18 protein-coding genes and 6 pseudogenes are annotated in these 20972 nt (G+C 63.0%); 6 read left to right on the forward strand and 18 right to left on the reverse strand.

Going from position 1 to position 20972, the window contains the following annotated elements; all coding sequences use genetic code 11:
- Positions 1–143 precede the first annotated feature (143 nt).
- From NCR38_RS27495 to NCR38_RS27520, 6 genes are all read right to left on the reverse strand, one after another.
- Positions 144–1487: a citrate synthase gene (locus tag NCR38_RS27495; RefSeq protein ID WP_250477894.1), complete on the reverse strand. Its 1344-nt coding sequence runs from the start codon at positions 1485–1487 to the stop codon at positions 144–146.
- A 170-nt stretch (positions 1488–1657) separates the two neighbouring features.
- On the reverse strand, positions 1658–2590 hold the full coding sequence (locus tag NCR38_RS27500; RefSeq protein ID WP_250477895.1) for a hydroxymethylglutaryl-CoA lyase: 933 nt from the start codon (positions 2588–2590) through the stop codon (positions 1658–1660).
- 47 nt (positions 2591–2637) lie between these two features.
- On the reverse strand, positions 2638–3807 hold the full coding sequence (locus NCR38_RS27505; protein WP_250477896.1) for a CaiB/BaiF CoA-transferase family protein: 1170 nt from the start codon (positions 3805–3807) through the stop codon (positions 2638–2640).
- Entirely contained in the window at positions 3807–5099 is a 1293-nt protein-coding gene (locus tag NCR38_RS27510) for a CaiB/BaiF CoA-transferase family protein (RefSeq protein WP_250477897.1), read from the reverse strand. Before NCR38_RS27510 ends, NCR38_RS27505 begins: the two co-directional genes overlap by 1 nt.
- Complete coding sequence (locus tag NCR38_RS27515; protein WP_250477898.1) at positions 5096–5581, reverse strand: acyl dehydratase; 486 nt, start codon at positions 5579–5581, stop codon at positions 5096–5098. Before NCR38_RS27515 ends, NCR38_RS27510 begins: the two co-directional genes overlap by 4 nt.
- A 12-nt stretch (positions 5582–5593) precedes the next feature.
- Positions 5594–6118 carry a MaoC family dehydratase N-terminal domain-containing protein gene (locus NCR38_RS27520; protein ID WP_250477899.1) on the reverse strand — a complete coding sequence of 175 codons (525 nt, stop codon included), beginning with the start codon at positions 6116–6118 and terminating at the stop codon, positions 5594–5596.
- A 163-nt stretch (positions 6119–6281) separates the two neighbouring features.
- Here NCR38_RS27520 and NCR38_RS27525 point away from each other — a divergent pair.
- A pseudogene (locus NCR38_RS27525) lies at positions 6282–7312 on the forward strand (Ldh family oxidoreductase).
- Positions 7251–7600 (forward strand): annotated as a pseudogene (locus NCR38_RS27530) (IS30 family transposase); the annotation flags it as partial. The pseudogenes NCR38_RS27525 and NCR38_RS27530, both read left to right, overlap by 62 nt.
- Here the strand turns inward: NCR38_RS27530 and NCR38_RS27535 are convergent.
- The 3 genes and pseudogenes from NCR38_RS27535 to NCR38_RS27545 all read right to left on the reverse strand — a co-directional run.
- A pseudogene (locus tag NCR38_RS27535) lies at positions 7576–7817 on the reverse strand (zinc metalloprotease HtpX); the annotation flags it as partial. The pseudogenes NCR38_RS27530 and NCR38_RS27535 overlap by 25 nt on opposite strands.
- Before the next feature lie 32 nt (positions 7818–7849).
- Positions 7850–8815: a Tim44 domain-containing protein gene (locus NCR38_RS27540; RefSeq protein WP_250477900.1), complete on the reverse strand. Its 966-nt coding sequence runs from the start codon at positions 8813–8815 to the stop codon at positions 7850–7852.
- Between the two features lie 83 nt (positions 8816–8898).
- Positions 8899–9391 (reverse strand): annotated as a pseudogene (locus tag NCR38_RS27545) (CBS domain-containing protein).
- A 144-nt stretch (positions 9392–9535) separates the two neighbouring features.
- Between NCR38_RS27545 and nhaR the strand changes: the two are divergent.
- Positions 9536–10432, forward strand: a complete 897-nt coding sequence (gene nhaR / locus NCR38_RS27550) for a transcriptional activator NhaR (protein WP_250477901.1) — start codon at positions 9536–9538, stop codon at positions 10430–10432.
- 526 nt (positions 10433–10958) lie between these two features.
- On the opposite strand, the gene NCR38_RS27555 is transcribed toward nhaR, so the two are convergent.
- On the reverse strand, positions 10959–11483 hold the full coding sequence (locus NCR38_RS27555) for a hypothetical protein (RefSeq protein WP_250477902.1): 525 nt from the start codon (positions 11481–11483) through the stop codon (positions 10959–10961).
- Between the two features lie 106 nt (positions 11484–11589).
- Between NCR38_RS27555 and NCR38_RS27560 the strand changes: the two are divergent.
- Positions 11590–11855 (forward strand): annotated as a pseudogene (locus NCR38_RS27560) (DNA methyltransferase); the annotation flags it as partial.
- A gap of 75 nt (positions 11856–11930) precedes the next feature.
- Here the strand turns inward: NCR38_RS27560 and NCR38_RS27565 are convergent.
- The 7 genes from NCR38_RS27565 to NCR38_RS27595 form a co-directional block, all read right to left on the reverse strand.
- A complete protein-coding gene (locus NCR38_RS27565; protein WP_143756346.1) occupies positions 11931–12188 on the reverse strand; it encodes a hypothetical protein in 258 nt (85 codons plus the stop codon).
- 600 nt (positions 12189–12788) lie between these two features.
- Positions 12789–13472 carry an SDR family NAD(P)-dependent oxidoreductase gene (locus NCR38_RS27570; RefSeq protein WP_250477903.1) on the reverse strand — a complete coding sequence of 228 codons (684 nt, stop codon included), beginning with the start codon at positions 13470–13472 and terminating at the stop codon, positions 12789–12791.
- A gap of 30 nt (positions 13473–13502) precedes the next feature.
- The gene (locus NCR38_RS27575; RefSeq protein WP_061118590.1) at positions 13503–14843 is read right to left on the reverse strand and encodes an FAD-binding oxidoreductase; all 1341 of its coding nucleotides are present in this window, start codon (positions 14841–14843) and stop codon (positions 13503–13505) included.
- Between the two features lie 23 nt (positions 14844–14866).
- Positions 14867–15664, reverse strand: coding sequence for an amino acid ABC transporter permease (locus NCR38_RS27580; protein ID WP_250477904.1), 798 nt, complete (start codon positions 15662–15664; stop codon positions 14867–14869).
- Between the two features lie 53 nt (positions 15665–15717).
- On the reverse strand, positions 15718–16530 hold the full coding sequence (locus NCR38_RS27585) for an ABC transporter substrate-binding protein (RefSeq protein WP_250477905.1): 813 nt from the start codon (positions 16528–16530) through the stop codon (positions 15718–15720).
- Between the two features lie 33 nt (positions 16531–16563).
- Positions 16564–17289: an amino acid ABC transporter ATP-binding protein gene (locus NCR38_RS27590; protein WP_250477906.1), complete on the reverse strand. Its 726-nt coding sequence runs from the start codon at positions 17287–17289 to the stop codon at positions 16564–16566.
- 52 nt (positions 17290–17341) lie between these two features.
- A complete protein-coding gene (locus NCR38_RS27595; protein WP_250477907.1) occupies positions 17342–18667 on the reverse strand; it encodes an FAD-binding oxidoreductase in 1326 nt (441 codons plus the stop codon).
- A 149-nt stretch (positions 18668–18816) separates the two neighbouring features.
- On the opposite strand from NCR38_RS27595, the gene NCR38_RS27600 reads away from it, so the two are divergent.
- Positions 18817–19725 (forward strand): LysR substrate-binding domain-containing protein, encoded by a 909-nt coding sequence (locus NCR38_RS27600; RefSeq protein ID WP_250477908.1) that lies wholly within the window; start codon positions 18817–18819, stop codon positions 19723–19725.
- Between the two features lie 50 nt (positions 19726–19775).
- Positions 19776–19878, forward strand: a pseudogene (locus NCR38_RS34535) (transposase); the annotation flags it as partial.
- A gap of 434 nt (positions 19879–20312) precedes the next feature.
- Here the strand turns inward: NCR38_RS34535 and NCR38_RS27605 are convergent.
- Entirely contained in the window at positions 20313–20969 is a 657-nt protein-coding gene (locus tag NCR38_RS27605; RefSeq protein ID WP_061118597.1) for a FadR/GntR family transcriptional regulator, read from the reverse strand.
- Between the last annotated feature and the right edge of the window lie 3 nt (positions 20970–20972).

A 20972-nucleotide genomic window follows, 5' to 3' on the forward strand; every position in this document is an offset into this window, starting at 1 on the left:
CTTTCGATTAGCCCAGTCTAGTGACGCATGGCATGGCCCACAATACTTGATCGTTGAATCAACATGCCTGCCTCGCGCCAAAAAGAACGGCCCTTGCGGGGCCGGTCGAATGGTTCCATGTCGTCTCACGCCGTGCGCGGCGATCAGGGCGGCAGGAGCGCGCCGTCCACGGGCTGCAGGTGCTCGTCCCTCGCCTGGAGATAATCGGCGCGCGGCCGAATCAATGCGCCTGATTCGCGTTGCTCGATGATGTGCGCCACCCATCCCGCCAGCCGTCCGATGATGAACAGGGAGAACGCGCTGCGCGGCGGCAGGCCCAGCGCCACGGTCAGCATCGTCAGGCCGATTTCGAGGCTCGGCAGACATCCATGGCCAGCCGCGATATGGAGCGCCGCGAAGAGCGGTTCGACTGCCGCATGATGCCCTTCGAGGCGCCGCGCGAGATCGATCAGATACTTCGCGCGCGGATCGCCATCCGGATACAGCGGATGATTGAAGCCCGGCAAATTGCGATGCGCCGCGTAATGTTCCTCGAAGAGCCGCTGCGCCTGCGCCGTGGTTCGGCACGCGCGCAACAGGTCTTCGGTCGCTTCGTAGGAGCGCGCGGACGTCAGACCCGTTTGCGTGAGGATCGCCGCCGCCACACATTCGCCGATATCCGCCCCCGCCGATGCCGCGATGCGCGCAACGAAGGTCGCCTGCGCGAGTTCGTGATCGGCGCACAGCACGAGCGCGGCATCGAGCGCGGTGCAATGCGCGGTGGATGCGCTTCCGCCCAGCACCTTCAGGAGCGTCGCGGCGAGGCCGTCGGTGCGCTTTCGCACAACGCTCGCCGCCGCGCCGCCCGAAGCGCGCCGCAAGTGCGCAAGACAATGCGCCATGGTTGCAATCATGCGGCTGCATTCGATGAGCTGCGCGTCCTTGGCCTGCAGCGCGCGAAGATGCTCGCCGCCGAAACGCAACGCGATATCGGCGAAGAAGCGCACGAGTTCGCGGCGCGGTTGCAGACCCGCAGTGCGCGACCAGGCGTCCGCGAAGCGCAGCGTGCGGCCGCACGGCTGCCACGACAGGGTCACGTCATAGCCGGGATTCCAGAGCGCTTTCGCCACCTGTTCGAAGCACTGTCCGCGGCGCGCCAGTTCGAGCGCCGCCACGCCGCGATAACGCGGGCCATCGGCGGTGATTTCGGTAAGCGTGCTCGATATGATCGGCTCGCCCCAGCGCATGGCGGCGGCGGCGACGGGTGCATGACCGCTGCGGGCATCGGCGCGTGACTTCATGCGCTCGACATCCTGCCGCGCATACAGCCGGCGGCCCTTGTCGCCCTGCGGCACGCTGCGGATCAGGCCACGGCTGACGTAGGCGTATAAGGTTTGCAACTTGATCTGCAGCAGCGCCAGCGTCTCGGCGCGCGTCAGGTAGTCTCCGGGCGCGTCGGGGGCGGCGCCCCGCCCGGCGTACGCGGCATCTCGCGGTTTGGATTGCACCTCGGTCTCCTGTCGACCCGGAGCACGCGCGCGGGCGGGCGCTCCGGTCCCGTGCAAAACTGCCGGCGTCGACGCGCCAGACGGGGCACAGTGAACCACAAGATAATCAAACGCGTGGATGCTCACAATCGGGTCATGCCAGTAGCCCTGAGATGGAAGAAGCCTCCTTTCTAAACCTGAAGCTCGGCTGCCGGATGGAACGTCTTCGGAATGCCGGCCTTCGGCACCTGCCCGTACATCGGCTCGCCGGGCAGGCCTTCGTGCAGGAGTTCACGCGCGGCGATCAGCCGTTCGAGGTCGACGCCCGTATCGAAACCCATGCTCTCCAGCATGAACACGAGATCCTCCGTCACGATGTTGCCCGACGCGCCCGGGGCGAACGGACAGCCGCCGAGACCCGCGAGCGCCGAATCGAAGGAACGGATGCCCTCTTCGAGACCCGCCAGTGCATTGGCGAGCCCGAGCCCCATGGTGTCGTGCAGATGCAGCTTCGTCAGCTTGTCGCCGATCTCCGCGCGCACGGCCCTGACCATGTTGCGCACCTGGAAGGGATTGCCGTAGCCGACGGTATCGGCGAGCGCGACGGCATCGACGCCCGCTTCGGCCAGCGCTACCGCCGTCTCGATCACCTTGCGCATGGGGATGACGCCATCGATGGCGCAGCCGAAGGCCGTCGCGCAACCGGGCTCGATAGCCATGGGCCGCTCCTGCTCCCGCACCCATTCGACGATGCGCCGCACTTCCTCAACCTGCTCCATGGTTCCCTTGCGCGTATTCGAGCGGCTGTGTCCTTCGCTCACCGAGACCGGCACGCCCACGCCATGCGCGCCCGCTGCATACGCCGCCTGCGCGCCGCGCAGATTGGGCACGAGCGCCATCACGCGCAAGCCGGATTGCTGCAGCGCAGCCCTGACGATGGCGTCGGTATCCGCCATCTGCGGCACGAGTTTCGGCGACACGAAGCTGCCGACCTCGATCTCGCCTATACCCGCCTGCGCAATTGCCGCGATCCAGCGCGTCTTGAGTGCGGTCGGCATGATTTCGTGCGCCATCTGCAAGCCGTCACGCGGCCCGACTTCGCACACCATCACTTTCTCTTTCATGTTCGCTGCTCCTTCGAATGTTCGCTTTTTCCGCGGATGCGATGCCGTCAGCGCAACACGCCCGCCTCGGTCAGGGTTTCGATTTCGTGCGCGTCCAGGCCGAGCAATTCGCCGAATACGTAGTCGTTGTGTTCGCCAAGACGCGGCGGCGGCGTGAAATCGCCGCGAAAGCCAGCGCTGTCACGCCACGGCAGCGCGATGCTGCGCGAGCCGTCGGGAAGCGTCGGAAATAGCCCGGCATCGGCGAAATACGGGTCTTCCATCACCGCGCCGATGTGTCTGGAACGCGCCGCCGGCACGCCACGCGAGTGCAGCGCATCCAGCGCGCGCGCGGGCGGCTGATCGTGCAGCCATGCCGCGATCAGATCTTCCGCTTCGGCTCGATGCGCCGCGCGGCTGAGTGCATCGGCGAAGCGGGAGTCGGCGGCGAGTTCGGGCTTGCGCATGGCGTCGCACAGCCCGCGCCACTGCCGGTCGTCACAGATGGAGACGGCGAGCCAGGCGTCGTCGCCAGCGCAGCGGAAGCATCCGGATGGCGCGGCGTCGGCTTCGTGTGCGCCGGTCGCCGTCGGCGTCTTGCTGCCGAGCGACTCGCGAAACAGCAGTTCGGGCAGAAGCGCGACCGTGCTCTCCAGCATCGACAGGTCGATGTAAGCGCCCTCGCCGCTGATGTGCCGATGCCTGATGGCCGCCAGCACCGCGCAGCTTTCCCACAGCGCGGTGATCGGATCGGTCCATGCGGGCAGGATGCCCATGGCTTCGACGCGCTCGTTCGGCGTGCCGACCACGCTGGCGCGGCCACTATATGCCTGCAATAGCGACCCGTAGGCGAGCGCATCACGCTGCGGCCCTTCGCGGCCCGTGCCCGATGCTGACACGAAGATCAGATCGGGGCGAATGGCGGCGAGCGTCGCATAATCGAGGCCGAACTTCGCCAGCACGCCGTTGGAGAAGTTCTCGACGACCATGTCGCTCTGCGCGATCAGGCGGCGGATCAGCTCTGGGCCTTGCGGCCGGCTCAGGTTGATCGTGCAACTCTTCTTGCCCGCATTCACCACGGCCCACCACGGTTGACGCTGCGTATGCTCGCGCCGCGTCGACGATTCGATCTTGATGATCTCCGCGCCCATGCCGGCCAGCATCTTGGTGGTCATCGGGCCGGCCAGCACCCAACTGAAATCGACGACGCGCAAGCCCGCTAATGCTTTCTGTGTCATCACACCACTCCGTGCAGGCGCAACGCTTCGACTTCGTCGGGCGACAGCCCGAGCCGCTCTTCGAATATCGCGCGATTGGCGCAACCCAGCGCGGGCGAAACCACGTCGCGTGCGCGCGGCAACTCCGCGCCTGAAGTCGTGCGCATGGCGAATGGCAGACCGGGCATCGGCAACGGCGTATCGCCCGCGCCTTGCCAGCGATCGAAGAAGCCGCGCGCGTTCAGTTGAGCGTTGTCCAGCAGATCGCGCGCGCCGCTTACGGGAAAGCATGCAACGCGGGCGCCCTGGGCGCGCTCGAACACGTCGGCGCGGGTGTGCTCGCGCGTCCACTTCGACATTTCGTCTTGCAGGATCATCCAGTTCTCGTTGCGCGCCGTGCGCTCGCCGCATAGCGCCGCATCTCGCGACCATGCGGGGTTACCCAGCAGTTCGACCCACCGTTCCCACTGATGCTGCTCGCGCGGCGAGATCATCACGAAGCCGTCCTTGCACGGCAGAAGCCAGATCAGCCCGCCCGCGACTTCGGTGCCTTGCAGTTCTTCGCGCAGACGGCTGAAGTTGCGTTCGCCACGGCCATAATCGGCGACCGGCTCGATGAGCAAGTGGGCGATCACATCCAGTTCCGCGCATTCGATACTGCGCCCCTCGCCATTCATCTGCGCTTCGAGTAAGCCCCAAAGCGCTGCGTTGGCGGCAGCCACGCCCGTGGCAAGCGCCACTTCGCGATCCGCACAGGCCACGGGCGCCTGCTCATCCGGCGCATGCACGGGACGCGCCTGATGGAACGCATAGCCTGCGTGATGCGTGAGCGTGAAGTCGGTGAAAGCGGACGGCGCGTCGGGCAATGCGTGAGTCGCCCAGGGTGTGACTGCGAGCGTGACGAGAGCCGGCTGGATCTGCCTCAGCGTATCGCCATCCAGTTGCAGTGCCGCGAGACGCGTCGCATCCGAAGTGATCAGGAGATCGGCCGGTTCGACGAGACGCCGCAGCAACGCCGCGCCCTGCACGTGCGACGGATCGAGCGTCACGCTTTGCTTGCCGTGATTCAGATAGGCGAAGAGCGCCGCATCGTTGCCATAAGGCGCATCGGGCGCGAACGGTCCGATGCGGCGCAGTGCATCGCCGGTGCCGGGCGGTTCCAGCTTGAGCACGTGCGCGCCGAGGTCGCACAATATGCGCGCGCAGAACGCGGCGGCCATGGAATGACTCCATTCGATCACGCGCACACCGGCCAGCGGCGCGGCAATCGCACGATTTTCACGCGCTTGCGCCGTGGACATGGCGGCGCTCATGCTGCCTCTTCGAGCACGGCGGGATCGAACGGATAGGGTACCGGCGCCCCATTGCGCAACGGCAGCACGACCGTGGCGCTGCCGGGCGTGCTCTCCCTGCCTTCCTGGTTGCGCAAGCCGATTTCCAGATGCACGAGACCATAGCCGCCGCGCCGTTCGGTTCCGGTCACGCGTCCCCATGCCGTGAGCAGATCGCCCGGCACGTTCATGCCGCGAAACTGGAATTGGAGCTTCCATGCCCAGCCGCTTTCGCCTACCCAGTCGGTCAGCAGTTGCAGCATGATGTGTTGCTTCCACGATCCGTTGACCATCACGTCGGGCAGCTTGTCGTGCTCCGTCGCGAAGCGCCAGTCGTAATGAATGCGATGCCAGTTCTCCATCGATGCCGACCAGCGCACGATGTGCGCCGTAGTCATCGGTCCCTTGACGAGCGATGGAATCTCGGAGCCCACCGCGATATCCTCGAAATACAAGTCGGCCATGATGATTCCCGCCTAGCGCATGATCTGAGTGTTGGTGACTTTCATGAGCTTCTCGCCGCTCTCGTTCACATAGGTCTCTTCTATGATGACGAACACCATCGGTCCGCTCTTGCCAGCGCGCTGCACGATCTCCTTGTAACGTGCCTGACGCAGCACCCTCTCACCCACCCGTGCATAGCGATAAAGCTCGTACTCGTAGCCGCCGTTCAGGTCACGCGGCAACTCCACTTCGACTGGGGGCAAGCCGCTGAAACTGCGGCTCAGGCCATCGTAATCGGGCTTGTTCATGTCATCGAGCGGATCGGGCGATGCCGGCGCTCTGCGAAACGCATGCACCGGAAAACCCGGCGGCGCAACCAGCGCGCCGTAACGGCTCGTCGCGGTCCAGTCTTCGTCCCAATAGCGGCGCGCGTCGTCCATGGTCGCGTGGTGGAAGCGGCGCACTTCGCTCGCTTCGACGGGATGAGTGGACGTGACCCAGTCCGTCTGTGCGCCGATGATGGCCTTCACCTTGCCGGTAATGTATTCGTTGCTCACGGCTCAAATCTCCTGTTGCTGCATCGACGAAACCAGTCTAGGTGAGCCGCCCTGCAGCGCACAATACTTGATCGTTGAATCAACGTCTTCTCAGCGTTGTTGCTATGTACTATCGTGCGTTTCGTGTCGTCTTTCTCGGCACATTCATCAAGGGAGAGAGGGCATGGACACAGTCCACTACGAGGCGAGCGCGCTCGTCGAATATGCAAACGAAGTGCTTTGCAAGGCGGGGCTTGAAAGCGCTCATGCGCACAACGTCGCGCATACGCTCGTCGAAGGCGCCCTGCTCGCACATGACACACATGGACTCGCTTTGCTACCCGGTTATGTGAAGCAACTCGAGCAAGGCGCAATGACCCGGGAGGGTTTGCCGCAAGCCATCTCGGACCGGCCGGCGGCGTTGCTATGGGATGGGCGCCGTCTGCCCGGACCTTCGCTCGTGCATGCCGGTATCGATGCCTTGCCCCACGCGCGCGCGAACTGGGTTCCGCCACGCTTGTGATTCGGCGCAGGTCATCACATTGCTTGCCTTGCTGCGTATCTTCTGCGCGCCACGCAGATGAATCTGGTGTTGATGCTCGCAAGCTCCGATCCGAGCGTGCAGAGCGTGGCGCCCTTCGGCGGCACACGCGCCTTGTTCACGCCGAATCCGATCGCGCTTGGCATCCCGACATCGACGACGCCGATGTTGATCGATATATCGTCATCCGTAACGACCAACGCCATGAGTGCCGGCCTGCATAAGCATGGCCAGTCATTCGATGAACCCTGGATGATCGATGCGCGCGGCAACGCGACGCGCGACCCCGGCGTGCTGTTCACCGATCCACCGGGACGATCCTGCCGCTAGGCGGACTGTCAGCCGGTCACAAGGGGTTCGGCATGGCGTTGATGATCGAAGCGCTCACCGGTGGACTTGCCGGCTTCAGCCGTGCCGATCCGCAGGAAGGATGGGGCGCGACGGTTTTCATGTCGCTGCATGATCCGGCTGCGTTCGGCGGTATTGATGCGTTCCAAAGGCAAATGGACTGGCTGAACGATGCCTGCCGCAGCAATCCGCCGCGCACGACGGATCATCCCGTGCGGGTGCCCGGCGAGCGCGCTATTGCCAGACGCGCCGAGCAGCTGGCCCATGGCGCAGGACCGCGCCGTTCCGGGGCACTGGGAAGGCGACCTCCTGTGCGGCAGCGGTAACAGCCAGATTGCAACGCTTGTAGAGCGACACACACGCTATGTCATGCTGGTCGAGATTGACAGCAAGGAGACAGTGAAACCGTGGCCAACGCGCTCATCAAACACGCCGGCAAGCTTCCGCAAGAGCTCTACAAATCGCTTACCTGGGATCGCGGCACCGAGATGGCGGGGCACAAACGGTTCACCATCGCCACTGACATTGCCGTGTATTTCTGTGACCCCAAGCATCCGTGGCAACGCGGCTCCAATGAGAATACGAACGGGCTGTTGAGACAGTCCTTCCCAAAGGCATCCAGCGCGGAATTCTTGAAAGCACCTGTCGCGAATGCGTTCGGCGCCCCTTCAAAAATGGCGACTTGCGGCATACCGATCTCAGCACGCTGCGCAAGCTCCCGTACCGTATCGACCAACACTGCTCGGTCGGATTCCTTGGCGAGCCAATGACACGCGTCCCAGTTGTCCATTTCGCCATCGGTTTAGAGATGAGCAGTGAAATGAACGATCCCACCGGTTGTGCCCCCTTCTCTAACGGTCCCTCTAGCCGGTTATCTGCTGAATCCCGGCCAGTCGCCACGTCTGATCGCCGTGCGTGCCCTTCACCAAATTCCAGATCTCCTGGAATGGCTCTGCGGTCGGATTGTCATCCTCCCGCATTTGACCGTGAAAGCGCACGCTTACCAGCGTTTCGTCCGCATTGCCTTCCGTGGACAGCACCTCGGCGTCGAGCCGCGTGACTTCCGTTACGCTGCGCTCGCGGCCGCGCGCTTCAAGGTCCTGCTTGAGCCGCATGAACATCTCCGGCGTCGTCAACTCGAACATGTCACCCTGCTCGTTCCGGTCCCATGCGCTCTGAAGACGCATGAACATGTCCTTCGCCGAAACCAGAAGAGCGGCCAGATCAACCTTTGACGAGAGGTCCGCTGCTGTCACCGCTCCCGCAGCTGCAGCCGCCCCTACCGCCGGGCGTCCCCAGCCCCCGGAATCGGCTTCGGGACGCTGTTGCCCGAACCGATTCCGGAATGGCGAGCCCTTCGTCTGCTGGCGGCTCGCAGCCCCCGGGCCATAAGCGAGATCCGGACGACGCCGGTTGGCGATGAAGCGATACAGCAACATTCCGCAGAAAATCACTAACCCGATGAGCAGCGCATTCGACAGCATTTGCGCGAGCTCTCCACCCAGGCCAAACGATGACAGCAACGCCGCAATGCCAAGGCCTGCGGCGAAGCCGGCGAGCGGACCCATCCAGCGGTTGCCCGCCGCTGCGGCAGGCGACTGCGCGGCCTGCTGCGCAGGCTGGGCTTGCTGGCTACGTTGCGCCTGCCCAGACTGCGGCGCCGCTTGCGTCTGACGCCCGATACTTTGGCTACCGCCTACCCGCTTCGCTTCGGCATCGTTCGAGGCCACCGCGCCTAGAGCAAGCAAGCCTGCCAGACCAAATGCCGCGGTTCCGCGCGCTATCGCACCGGCCGCATGCCGAACCTGATTGATGAATTGCTTGAACATAAGAAGCCTCTTCTGTTGATTCGCGGTACTTCCGTCATCACGCGTTTGGTATAGCCCATGCGATAAAAATACGGATAGCAAAACTACTGACTCATCGAACTTGCCGCCGATTGCGTCTTCAATTCAATGTGGCCGCGCTGAGAGGCGTTGCCGTGAATGTAACGCAACAGTTGTTGGATCGTGTCTCCTGATCAGCAATCAGGTTCTTGACGAGGTCGCCGATCGACACCTTTCCGATGACCTCTCCAGCCACGATCACGGGCAGATAACGTAGCCGGTGCTCGGTCATCAGCGCCATGCATTCGTCGGTCGTCTGCTGCGGGGTGATGTAGCGGAACGTGTCGACATGATTTCGAATACCTGCGTATGCCGTGACGAACGGTCCATCAGGACAATTTTCCCGGCATCATCGCGCTCGGTGACGATCCCGGCCGGGCGCCCTTTATGCGCGACGCTTAGCGCTCCGACGTGCCCGGCAAGCCATGACGCACTCGCGTCGTAGACTGATGCGAATGCCTCGGTAGCCCACGCTGTCTGCGCAACTCTAAAACGAAGGAGTTGCGCAATGGATGCCATATCCCACCTCTCCGCTGTTTGTTAGCGCCCGCTGGCGTCCGGACGTGATGTCTGAACTTAACCGAATTGGACAGAATATAAAATTCGTATTTTCGTTGCTAATCGTCCGGAAAAACCGTAGCTTTGTTCATCTCGGAGGCTCGCGTGAACTTTAAGCATTTGCATTACTTCTGGGTGGCAGCGCATGCAGGGGGAATCGCCCGCGCTGGCGAGCAATTGCACATCTCGCCGCAGACTCTCAGTGGACAGGTCAAACTGCTCGAGGAAGCGCTGGGCAAGAAGCTGTTTCGGAAAAATGGGCGCACGCTTGAACTGACCGATGTGGGCCGCCTGACGCTTGGCTACGCAGACGAAATCTTCTCGTTGGGCTCAGAACTCGAGAGTGCCGTGCGCCGCGAGAGCGAATCCGGCGCACAAACGCGGTTTCGTGTGGGGATTGCGGATTCCGTGCCGAAGGCAATCGCTTACCGGCTCTTGGAACCGGCGCTGGGCGCCTCGGTGTCGCTGCGTATGATCTGCCAAGAAGGCAAGCTGCACGCACTGCTCGCGCAACTGGCGGTACACCGGCTCGATCTGATCATCGCCGATGCTCCGATTCCTGCCGACGTGAACGTCAAGGCGTTTAATCACCAGCTCGGTCATTCGTCACTAGGCTGTTTTGGCGCGTACGCGCTGATGCAAGGCAACAAGCAAAGCTTCCCGAAACTGCTTGGCCAAGTGCCTGTATTGTTGCCTGGTACGGACTCCGCTGTCCGTCGCAAGCTGGACCACTGGTTAGCGCTACATGCCATCGCGCCGCATATAATCGGCGAATTCGACGATGGAGCGATGACCATGGCGTTCGGTCGCGAAGGGCGTGGCGTGCTGTTCGCGCCAACCGTGCTGGAGAGCCAGTTACAGGCAGAGCACAAACTGACGATGGTCGGACGGATCAGCACCATTGTCGAAGAATTCTTCGCGATTTCGATCGAGCGTCGCATCAGTCATCCGGCGGTCGCGATCATCATGGACGCCGCGCGCAGCGAGTTGTTCAACGCATAGACGGGTGTATTGCGTCATTACCCGCGTCCGCGTTGTCCTGCCTGGGACTCGTAATTCGCGGGAAATTCCCCGGCATTGCGGATATGCTGCCGCGAGGTCACGACGCATTTATCGGCGAGTACGCGCTGGCCTGCGTGTTTCCGAGCGACTGCGAGCAACTACTTGATCACTTGATGGCAGTTGATGAGCGCAACACGGCGCTCCCCTCAGAGCGACCGGAGTAGATCGTTGCCGCCGTTTGCTCGCCGGCCTATTCGCTGGATCTGACTACACAAACCGACAATGACCGCGGCTCGCGCTTCGGACCGGACAGATCTTGCGAGCCGTGGTCCCTGGTTTAACTGCATTTTGCGAGTGTCCGTTATCTGAATTGCCCGGGTCGCTTCGGCCGCTGCCTGGCGTGACGAGTCTGTCATTCGAATGCGCGCATGCCAAAGGCATGAACCGACCCAACCCGGCCGGCCGAAAGGTTTGCTTTGGTATGACCGCTTCCAATGGCGGCCGCACTGGCTTTACCGTTCTGAAGCTACGATCCTGAACGCGTAGGCTGCACCAAAGGCGCGTTCTCCAGGACCGCCGATGCCACGTCCTTTGCGAGCATGAACGCCGACGTCTCGCCCGAAGCGTGCGAAAGGGCCAACGCCCCCTGAAGAAGCAGGTTGAGTTGCTTGGCGAGACACTGAGGTTTGGCGAAGCCCGCCCGCTTGCACAGTTCGAGGAACTTCACTTCACCGCGTGAACTTGCCGCTATGCCAAGTTCTACAATGCCCTCGTGCTTCCCGGCATATTCCTGTGCCGCCTTCGTCCCCAGGCAACCTCGCGTTAGCACTCGACCGGTAACCTTTCGTACGTCGAAGAACTCAATGATCTGCTCGCGCGGGTCGCTGATGTGCGCGACCGGATCGAAAAGTTCGTGAACGACGCCTTCACTATAGAGCCGCAACACGGCCTCAATCAAATCCTCTTTCGACGGGAAAGAGCGCCTCTCGCAGCCGAATATCGAGGATCGAGCAGGCAGTGACCGATTGCCCGGCAAGACGAGCGGCAGCATGAAAGCCGTTGGCCCGCGCTTCGGCGGCAACAAGTACGGCGACGACGATCGCGAAGAGTCCCGGACGAAAAGCGGCAACGAGTGGAAAGGCGAAAGCGGCCGAGCGAACAAGCGCTCCGCCTGGACGGTAGCGACGACGCCGTATGAAGGCGCGCACTTCGCAACGTTCCCTGAAGCACTCGTCGAGCCTGCACCCTCGCAGGATCCCGCGCCAGCGATGTCGTGTTCGATCCGTCCTTCGGCAGCGGCACGACGGACGAGGTTGCACAGCGCCTCGGCCGCCGCTTCATCGGATGGGAACTGAATCCGCAATACGAGCAGCTTCAGCGCGATCGCTTGCGGCAGCCTGGTCTGATGCTCGAGCACGCATGACACGCACCATCATTACCTTCCGCGCGCTCCTTCGACAAACTGAGACGTTCGACGCCACGCACTGGCTGCGGCTATTCAACGAGACAGACGCCTGACTTGGCTTTCAATGGAAGGCACGTCGGTCAAATCGTCACCGCTCATGCCTAGCGCCCAACGCAGATCACGAACGAACTCGACGCAGGTGGTTTCCCACTCGGGCGTGTCAACCGCAAAGTCCCGGGGATTCCTTTTCCCACGGGCCCGACGGATAGCTTCGATGCTCGCCGCCAGAGAACGCGCTTCCGCGCCGAGCGGATCGTCGTTACCCAGTCGTTGAAATGGTTCGTTATTCATTCCCGGGTTTTCGGCAAAGACCTCACAAACTTTACGGGTAGCTTGAAACGAGCTTTTACTCCCAGATAACAGGTGCCCGAATGACTGGAACGAGGGCACCCGGATTCATGCGCGCGAAAATCCGTACGACGCGTAGGAGCACAGCGCCCATCGCATCCTCGTTCGTGTTGCCCGCGGCGAGCGCTAATTCTGCCAAGGCCGCGTAGGTAATGGTCCCGGACTGCACTCGACCACCAACGCGGACGGCAATCCGCACCCAGTCGCCGTTTGTTCGCTCGTTGACTAACCAAGCCTCCGTTATGAAATTAGGTTCCATCGCGCCCGCTCTTCGTAACGACATTTCGAAAGAGCAAGCGCCGTGTGCGTCAACCGCAAGAGAGGGCCGACTACTCCCACCATCGACGCCGCCATTGCCGATTACGATCTCCGTAACCCTGCGGCGCTTAACGAGACGACTCGGTCGCGTACAGAAGGACTATCCATGACCATTCAAACTCACAATCGCTCATCCGCACCGCGGTCCGTGTCGAACGGCATGCGATGCCGGCTTCGCCACCCGACAGCTGACCTTGCCCTAGCTCGAGAAAGCGCAGGCGTCCGCTAAAGCGTCTCCTCATATTGGCAGTTAACGAGCAGTTCCGCCACGCTCGTCGTATTCGGCAACTCGATGGTATTCACCACCAGAAGCGCCAGGTCTTGCGGCTGCGTCATCGCCATCGGTTCGATATCGGCGATGCCGGCGGCCATGTCAGTATTCACGAAGCCCGGGCACACCGCGGTCGCGCGCACGCCATCATCCCAGCCCGCGCGGCGCACGGCATGAGTGAGCGCCACCATCGCGTGCTTCGACATTTGATAACCGACGTTCAGGTTCTTCACGCGTTTGCCGGAGAGCGACGCAAGCTGCACGAAGCGTCCGGCTCCCGCGCGGCGCAAATGCGGCAGCGCCGCCTGCACAAGCCGGAAAGGCGCGTTCACATTGATCTCGAAGGTCTCATTTAGGTGCGCATCAGTGCCGGTATCAAAGTCGATCATGCGGCAGATGCCCGCGTTGCTCACCAGCACGTTGATGCGGCCGAAGCGCGCAATCGTCGCATCCACCCAGGCGCGGGCGGCTTCGGGATCGCGCGCCTCGTAGGGATGCAGGAACGCGTCCGGCACGCCATCGTAGGCTTGCGTATCTCGCAGGCCGAGCGACAGCCTGTAACCGCGCCTCGCCAGTTCCAGAGCAATCTCACGTCCGATGCCGCGGCTCGCGCCCGACACCATCGCCACCTTGTCCATATGTAACTCCATGCTGTCGGTTCTCGCGTATCAAAAGCCCGCGTCGATGGTGATCTTCGATCCGTCGCTGAAGCGCTCGAGACGGAATGCGTGCGGATCGACGAGCGGCGCGTCGCCGTTGACGAGGTCCGCCATCAGCCTGCCCGCGCCCGGCCCGATACCGAAGCCGTGTCCCGAGAATCCGGTGCCGATGAACATGCCCGGCACGCGCGCCACTCCGGAGATGACGGGAATCGCGTCCGGCGTCACGTCGATATAACCAGCCCACCGCTGCGCAATGCGCGCACCCGACAACTGCGGAAACGCTTCGGTAAAGGCCTTTAGACCCTTGTCAACGTAAGGCACCACCGGGTCCGGATCGAGCGTGCGAACGTGCTCGAAAACCGTGGATTCGTTGAGCGCCCAGCGGCGCGGCCGCTTCAGTTCGTCGAAGAAACGCTTGCCGATCTGAATCTGCAGCGCGCCCATCTGGCTCTTCAATGCTTCGATGTATTTGAAGAAGAGGCGGAACGAATCCGGCGTCAGATCGGCGTGCGTGCGTAAGCCATACGCGACCGTGTAGCCGCCATCCGCACGCTTGCGAAACGCGAATTCCTCGTTATTGGCGCTGCACGTGGGACCGCCTTCGAGCGGTTCGGTGCGCAGCACGGATGCACGCGTGAGCAACTGCGGCAGGTCCACGCCGAGATTGCCGCAGAAATAGCGCGTCCATGCGCCGCCCGCCACGACGACCGCATTGCAGCGGATCGTCCCGTGCTCGGTGACGACCGCGCTCGCGCGGCCGCCGCTCGTCTCAATGCCTCGCACCGCGCACGGCGTGAGAATGCTGACGCCTTTGCGTCGCAGCGCGTTGGCGATGGCGGGCGCGGCCTTTTGCGGTTCGGCGCGCGCATCGCCCGGCGTGAAGATGCCGCCCTTGTACGTCTGCGTCGCGCCGGGCAGCAGGCGTGCGACGTCATGCGTGTCCACTTCGCGCGTGTCGAAGGCATCGTCGCCGGCTATCTCGCGACCGCGCTTCAACCAGTCACGGTGACGTTCGAGCACGGCATCATCGTTCGATACGTACAGGATGCCGCACGGGTTGAAGCCCGTGTCGATGCCAAGCGTTCTGTCGAGCGTGCGCCAGATCTTGAGGCTTTCGATGCTGAGCAGAAGTTCGCGGGGATCGCGCCTCGTCACACGCACCCAGCCCCAGTTGCGGCTCGACTGCTCGCCCGCGATGTGCCCCTTCTCGCAAAGCGCGACGGACAGCCCTTTTTCGTGGAGCGAAAGCGCCGTTGATACGCCGATGATGCCGCCGCCGATCACAACGACATCGGCGCGTTCGGGCAGCGTGATATCGTCGGCGACGGTGTCGACTTTAGGACCCATGGTTTCTTGTGTCGAAGTGAGAGTTACGGACGACGCTCGGCCACGGCCGCCGTCTGCGATTGCAGCGCTTCCTCGGCGCGCACGTTGCGCGCGGCGCGCGATGCCTTTTGCTGGCGCGTTGCGGGATTGATGAAGCGATTGGTCCAGCGGTCCAGATGATTGATTGCGTGCGTGAGCGGCACGGTGATGAGTAGATACACGGCGCCTGCCGCGACGAGCGGCGACAGGTTGGCCGTATTGACCGCCGCGTTTTGCCCGATAGTGAACAGATCGCGCTGCGAAGTGAGCAGCCCGAGGAAGTACACGAGGCTCGAGTCCTTGACGATCGAGATGAACTGATTGGCAAGCGCGGGCAGAATGCGCCGCACGCCCTGCGGCACGATCACATGACGCATGCCGCTCCAGTACGTCATGCCGAGCGCCTGGCACGCCGACATCTGTCCGCGTCCGACGCTCTGAATGCCGGAGCGGAAAATCTCCGCGATATACGCCGAGGACACCAGCGCCAGCGCAACGATCGCAAGCGGATACGGATTCGGCCCGAACAGCGAGAGTCCGACGGGCGCCAGCCCTTGCCCGACCACGAGGATGACCAGCGCGGCGGGCAGCCCGCGAAAGACATCCACGAAGACGCGCACGGGCCACGTCAGCCAGCGCGTATGTGATACGGCGCAGAGCGCTAGCGCCATGCCTGCCACGATGCCGAGCGCAGTCGAGATTACCGACAGGATCAGCGTGTTGACGAGACCCGTGCCGATCAGCGTCGGCAGCGACTCGACGAGCAGCGGCCAATCCAGGAAGTTCTGCAGAAATGCATTCATGAGGACTCTCTCCATGCGCTTAACGCTTCGCGAGAAGCAACGATGGCGGACGGTTATTTCATGGCATACGGCGGCATCGGGTCAGGCTTCGGATAGCCGGGATTGAACTGCTGATATAGCTTGAGCCATGTGCCGTCCGCCACCAGTTCGCCGATGGCCTTGTTGACCGCCGCTTCGAGCTTCACGTTGCCCTTGCGGATAGGGAAACCGGCGGGAAGATTCGAAGCCGAGATATCGAGCTTGTCGGCCAGCTTCAGGTCCGGATACTTCCCTTGCAAGCCTTCAAGCAAGGTTTTGTCGATGAAGTAGCCGTCGATATACTTGTTGCGCAGCGCAAGAAAGCCCGCGTTGATATTCGGAAAGCGGACGATCTGCGCGCCCGGCAGATAGCTCTGCGAATAAGTGTCTTCGATCGTCCCCTGCACCACCCCGATGCGCTTGTCCTTCACCGATGACACGTCCGCGCCGATCGTGCTGTCCGGCAGCGTGCCGACGCTCAGAAGACCCGTCAGATAGCCTTCCGAGAAATCGACCATCTTGAGGCGCTCCTTGGTGATCGAGATCGAGCCCGCAGCTAGATCGACCTGCTGATTCGCCACGCTCGGTAAGAGACCCGCGAAGTCCTGCGCGCGGAAATCGGCCGTGAGCCCCAGCTTCGCGGCGATGGCGCGCACCAGTTCCACGTCGAAGCCCGTCATCTTGCCGTTGTCGATGTACGAGTACGGCTTGTTGTTCGCATCGACACCCGCGACGATCTTGCCCGGCGTCAATGTGCCGACATCATCGGCGGCGTGGGCGGCAGTCGTCGCGCCGACCAGGAACGATGCGGCCAGGGCGAAGTGGCGTGCGAGGCGAAGTAATCGCATGGTGAGGCTCCCTTGGATTGGACAGCGGTTGGTTCAATGCAGGATGCGCGAGAGGAAGTCTCGCGCGCGTTCGGAGCGCGGGCGCTCGAAGAAGGCTTCGCGCGTATCGTCTTCCACGATGACGCCGCGGTCCATGAACAACACGCGGTCGGCCACGCGTTTCGCGAAGCCCATCTCGTGCGTGACGCACAGCATGGTCATGCCGTCCTGCGCGAGCGTGCTCATCACATCGAGCACTTCGTTCACCATCTCGGGATCGAGCGCGGAAGTGGGCTCGTCGAACAGCATGGCGACGGGGTCCATCGAAAGCGCTCGCGCGATCGCCACGCGCTGCTGCTGGCCGCCCGACAATTGCGCCGGATATTTGTCCTCGTGACCGGTCAGGCCCACGCGGCGCAACAGCGAGCGTGCGCGCTCAGCGGCTTCGTCGCGGGCGCGGCCGAGCACGTTCATCTGCGCGAGCATCAGGTTGCGCTGCACCGAAAGATGAGGAAAGAGTTCGAAATGCTGAAACACCATGCCGACGCGCGCCCGTAGCCGCGATAAATTCGCGCGCTCCGCCGTCACGTCGATTCCGTCCACGACGATCTGGCCGCTCTGCACCGTTTCCAGCCCGTTCACGGACTTGATGAGCGTGGACTTGCCGGAGCCGGACGGTCCGCAAATCACGACCACTTCACCGCGCGCAACGTTCGCCGTGCAGTCGTTCAATACGCGATTGCCGCCATACCATTTCGAAACCTTGCTCAACTCGATCATTGGGAATCCTTTAGATACCTCGGCATCCTTATTGATTCGGTTTGTCTTCGCTTCAAGAAAGCGCTGCTCGCACGCGGCCGTGCCACATATCGCCGATCCGGTACAGCGCACTGCCGACGGGCACCGCGAACGTGCTGGCCATTCCCGCACCTGCGAGAGGAAAACCGCCCTCGCCGAACGCACCGACATCCTGCTCGACGCCGACCATATATTTGCCGATGCGATGCCCGAGATAGCTCATCAGCGCGACGCCATTGCCGTTGCAGCCGAGCGCATAGTGCACGCCGTCGTGCTGGCCGATGTGCGCGAGCCTGTCCCCGGTCATCGCGACGAAGCCCTTCCACGCATGCGTGACGCGTACATCACGCAGCGCTGGCCACAATTGCACGAGCTTCGCGTACAGCCGACGCGCGGCCTCGCGTTCGTCGATCTCGCGGATGGCGGGCCGCGCCCCGAAGATCATGCGCGTGCCGTCCGGCGACGGGCGCGTGTAGAAGAGATTGCGCTTCGAATCGCTGATCATGCGGCGGCCCGGATTGAGCACGTTCATGAGACCTTCGGGCAGCGGCTCGGTGGCGATCTGATAACTCGCGACCGGCAACACGCGGCGCGAAAAGAACGGCAGCAGCGGACCGGTATAGCCGTTGGTGGCTACCAGGACCTGCCGCGCATCGAACGCGCCGCGCGCGGTGTGCACGCGAAAGCGTGCATTTCCCGTGCGTTCGATCCGCTGCACCGCTGCGTGCGAGTGCAGCGTCGCGCCGCGCCGGCGTGCGAGACCGCGCAGCGCTCGATGATATTTGGCGGTATGCAGCCCGCCGTATTCGTCGACGAGAATACCGCCGTAGTAATAGTCGGAACCGATGACGCCGCGCTGCGCATCGCGCTCGATCACATGCACCGTGACGCGGGTCTTGTCGCGCAACAACTGGCCTTGGCGACGCAGGACGTGGAAATGCGCGGGCGTATAGGCGCCGAAGAAGCGGCCGGTGATACTTAGGTCTGCGTCGAGCGATTCGTCGGCGATGATGCCTTTGAGATAGTCGAAGCTGGCCATCGACTCCTGCATCAGACGCGTGAGACGTTCGGCGGACGCGCCGCGAATGGCGTTGGTCAGCGCGAGCTTCTGCCCGCTAGAAACCATGCCCCCGCTGCGCGTGCTGCCGCCCGCGCCGATCTCGGCGGCATCCAGCACCGCGACGCGCGCGCCATGCTTCGCGGCCTCCGCCGCCGCCGATAGCCCGCAATATCCGCTGCCGACAATCGCCAGGTCCACGTTCGCCGGCAATGGCTCGGGCGCGGCCTCGGGCGGTGCCGCATCCCACCAGTACGGGGTGCAGCGAAAGGTTTCGTGAAACAGCAACGCATCGGGACGCATGGACTCAACCCTGTTCGCTTGATTCGAGCCCAGTGTCGTCCTCGCAAATCATCCGGTCAAATAGCGCCAAAAACGGCTTCCATTCATTTCTGATATGGCAAGCTGACGGCTTCGGCCGGTGTCTCCACGGCCCACGCCCGGGGAAAGCGATGAATCTCAGGCAGGTCGAGGCGTTTCGGCTGGTCATGCTACGCGGTTCGATGACGGCCGCCGCCGAAGAACTCGGCACATCGCAACCGAGCATCAGCCGGTTGATCGCGGAACTGGAAGCCACCACGGGATTGACGCTGTTCGTGCGCAATGGCGGACGCATTCACGCCACCGATGCAGGCAGCGCGTTCTATCGCGAGGTGGATCGCAGCTTCGTCGGTCTCGAGAAGCTACAGCATTCGGCGCGCGAGATTCTCGAGCTCGGCAGTGGACGGCTACGCGTCGTGGCGGCGCCGGTGCTCGCACTGTCATTTCTGCCGGCCGTGATCGCGCGCTTCGCGGACGCCCATCCGCGCGTCGCGGTATCGCTCGAAATGCGCAGCGAGAGCACTATCCAGCGTTGGGTGTCGTCGGGACACTGCGACGTGGGCTTCGCGACCACCACACCAGATGCGTTCGGCGTGACGAGCGTGGAACTCTATGAGCTGGCCGGGCTATGCGCGTTGCCCGCGCGCCATGCGCTTGCTGCGCGCACTCAGATTCGCGCGGCCGACTTGCGTGGCGAGCGGCTCATCCTGCCCTCCTATGCTGACGATACGCGCGCCGCGCTCGACCGCGCGCTGCGTCCGGCGGGGGTGGACCAGGTGCCTGCCATCGAGACGCCGTATGGCGCGACCATCTGCGCGCTCGTGACGCGCGGCGCGGGCGTGGGCATCGTCAATCCGCTCGCGACGGTGGGTACCGATCCGGCGCGCATCGTGTTCCGGCCGTTCGCGCCGGAGATATGGTTTCGCGGCTTCACCCTTTATCCGCAGACGCCGCGAGGCAGTCCGGTGGTCGGCGAATTTCTCGAACGCGTCCATGAAGAGATGGCCGCGTTTAAGCCGGGCGCGCATACGGTGAGATAAGTCAGTCGTTTTCGCCGGTTGCGTAGGCCACACATGAGGAGCACTCTTCAAAGCTGGGTCGTATTACAAAAACACGGCGACACCTATCTCCGCACCCTTCTCGTTCGGGGAGCGCGAGCGGTGATGCGCTTCGTCGGGCGGCGAGATGACCGGCACAATCTTGCTCATGGGCGGGAGTCCATGTATGCATATAAAGCTTTTGCAAATGGTTAATTCAGCCCGCAGAGAAATGAAGCGATAGACCAAAGGGCGTTCTAATGGAATACCGCACACGGGCCGAACGAATGTCTCGCGCCGGATGGATCGACGCGCGCATCTTCGTGGCCATGTCGGAGACATGAAGCAGATAAACGGCAGAAGGCGCAAAACTCCGCGGTTGACGACGTATCAGGTCGGCTTCGAGCGACCTTCAGTTGTCTAGCTGCCGTTATTTGCAAATTGCGCCTGCCATCAGGACGGTCGTTCCGGCGATCAGCACGTCCGGTTCGGCTTCGTGCGCGCATCGGGCGCCACGCAGCGGCTGCCGCGCCCTGTGGAGCTGAATCGGCCGCTTGATCCGACGCATGATCCGGGGGCTGCCAGCACGCTCACCCTCGATGAGACGGTATCCGCCATTGCACGTTCAGCAGATGGTCGCGCATGCGCGCAGCGGCGGTCGCGCCGTCGCGCTCGATCATCGCTTTCACGACAGCCTGATGCTGCTCCGCGAAATGCCGACGCGTTTCCTGATCAGCGGTTTTTTCGCGCGCGGTCGGCTTCATGCGCATGCCGTTCACGACCTCCATCAGCGCGATGATCGCCGGATTGCGCGTGGCCTGTGCAATGAGCAAATGAAAGCGATGATCCCACTGCTGCCACTCGTCGTCGTCCTTGGCCATGGCGTTGCGCCGTGCGCATTTCTCCAGCTCCGCGAGATCGTCCGGGCTCGCCTTGCTCGTCGCCAGCTCCACGAACGCCGGTTCGAGCACGAGCCGCATCTCCGCGATGTCGGCCGGGCTCGACCCCGCGCGCAGACTGCTGAACGACGCCGAAAACTTCAGCGGACGCGCGCCTAAATACGTGCCGCGCCCGACACCGCGCCAGACTCGCCCCGCCGCTTCCAGCGATGCCAGCGCCCCGCGCAGATCGCGCCGGCTCACGCCGAGCGCCTCGGCGAGGCTGCGCTCCGACGGCAACGCATCGCCATCCTTCAGATTGTGTTGCGCGACATAGTCGAGCAGGCTCTCAAGCGTGGGATTTTCCATGAT

Origin of the sequence: Caballeronia sp. INML1 (genome assembly GCF_023631085.1) — a bacterium.
GTDB classification, from domain to species: domain Bacteria; phylum Pseudomonadota; class Gammaproteobacteria; order Burkholderiales; family Burkholderiaceae; genus Caballeronia; species Caballeronia turbans.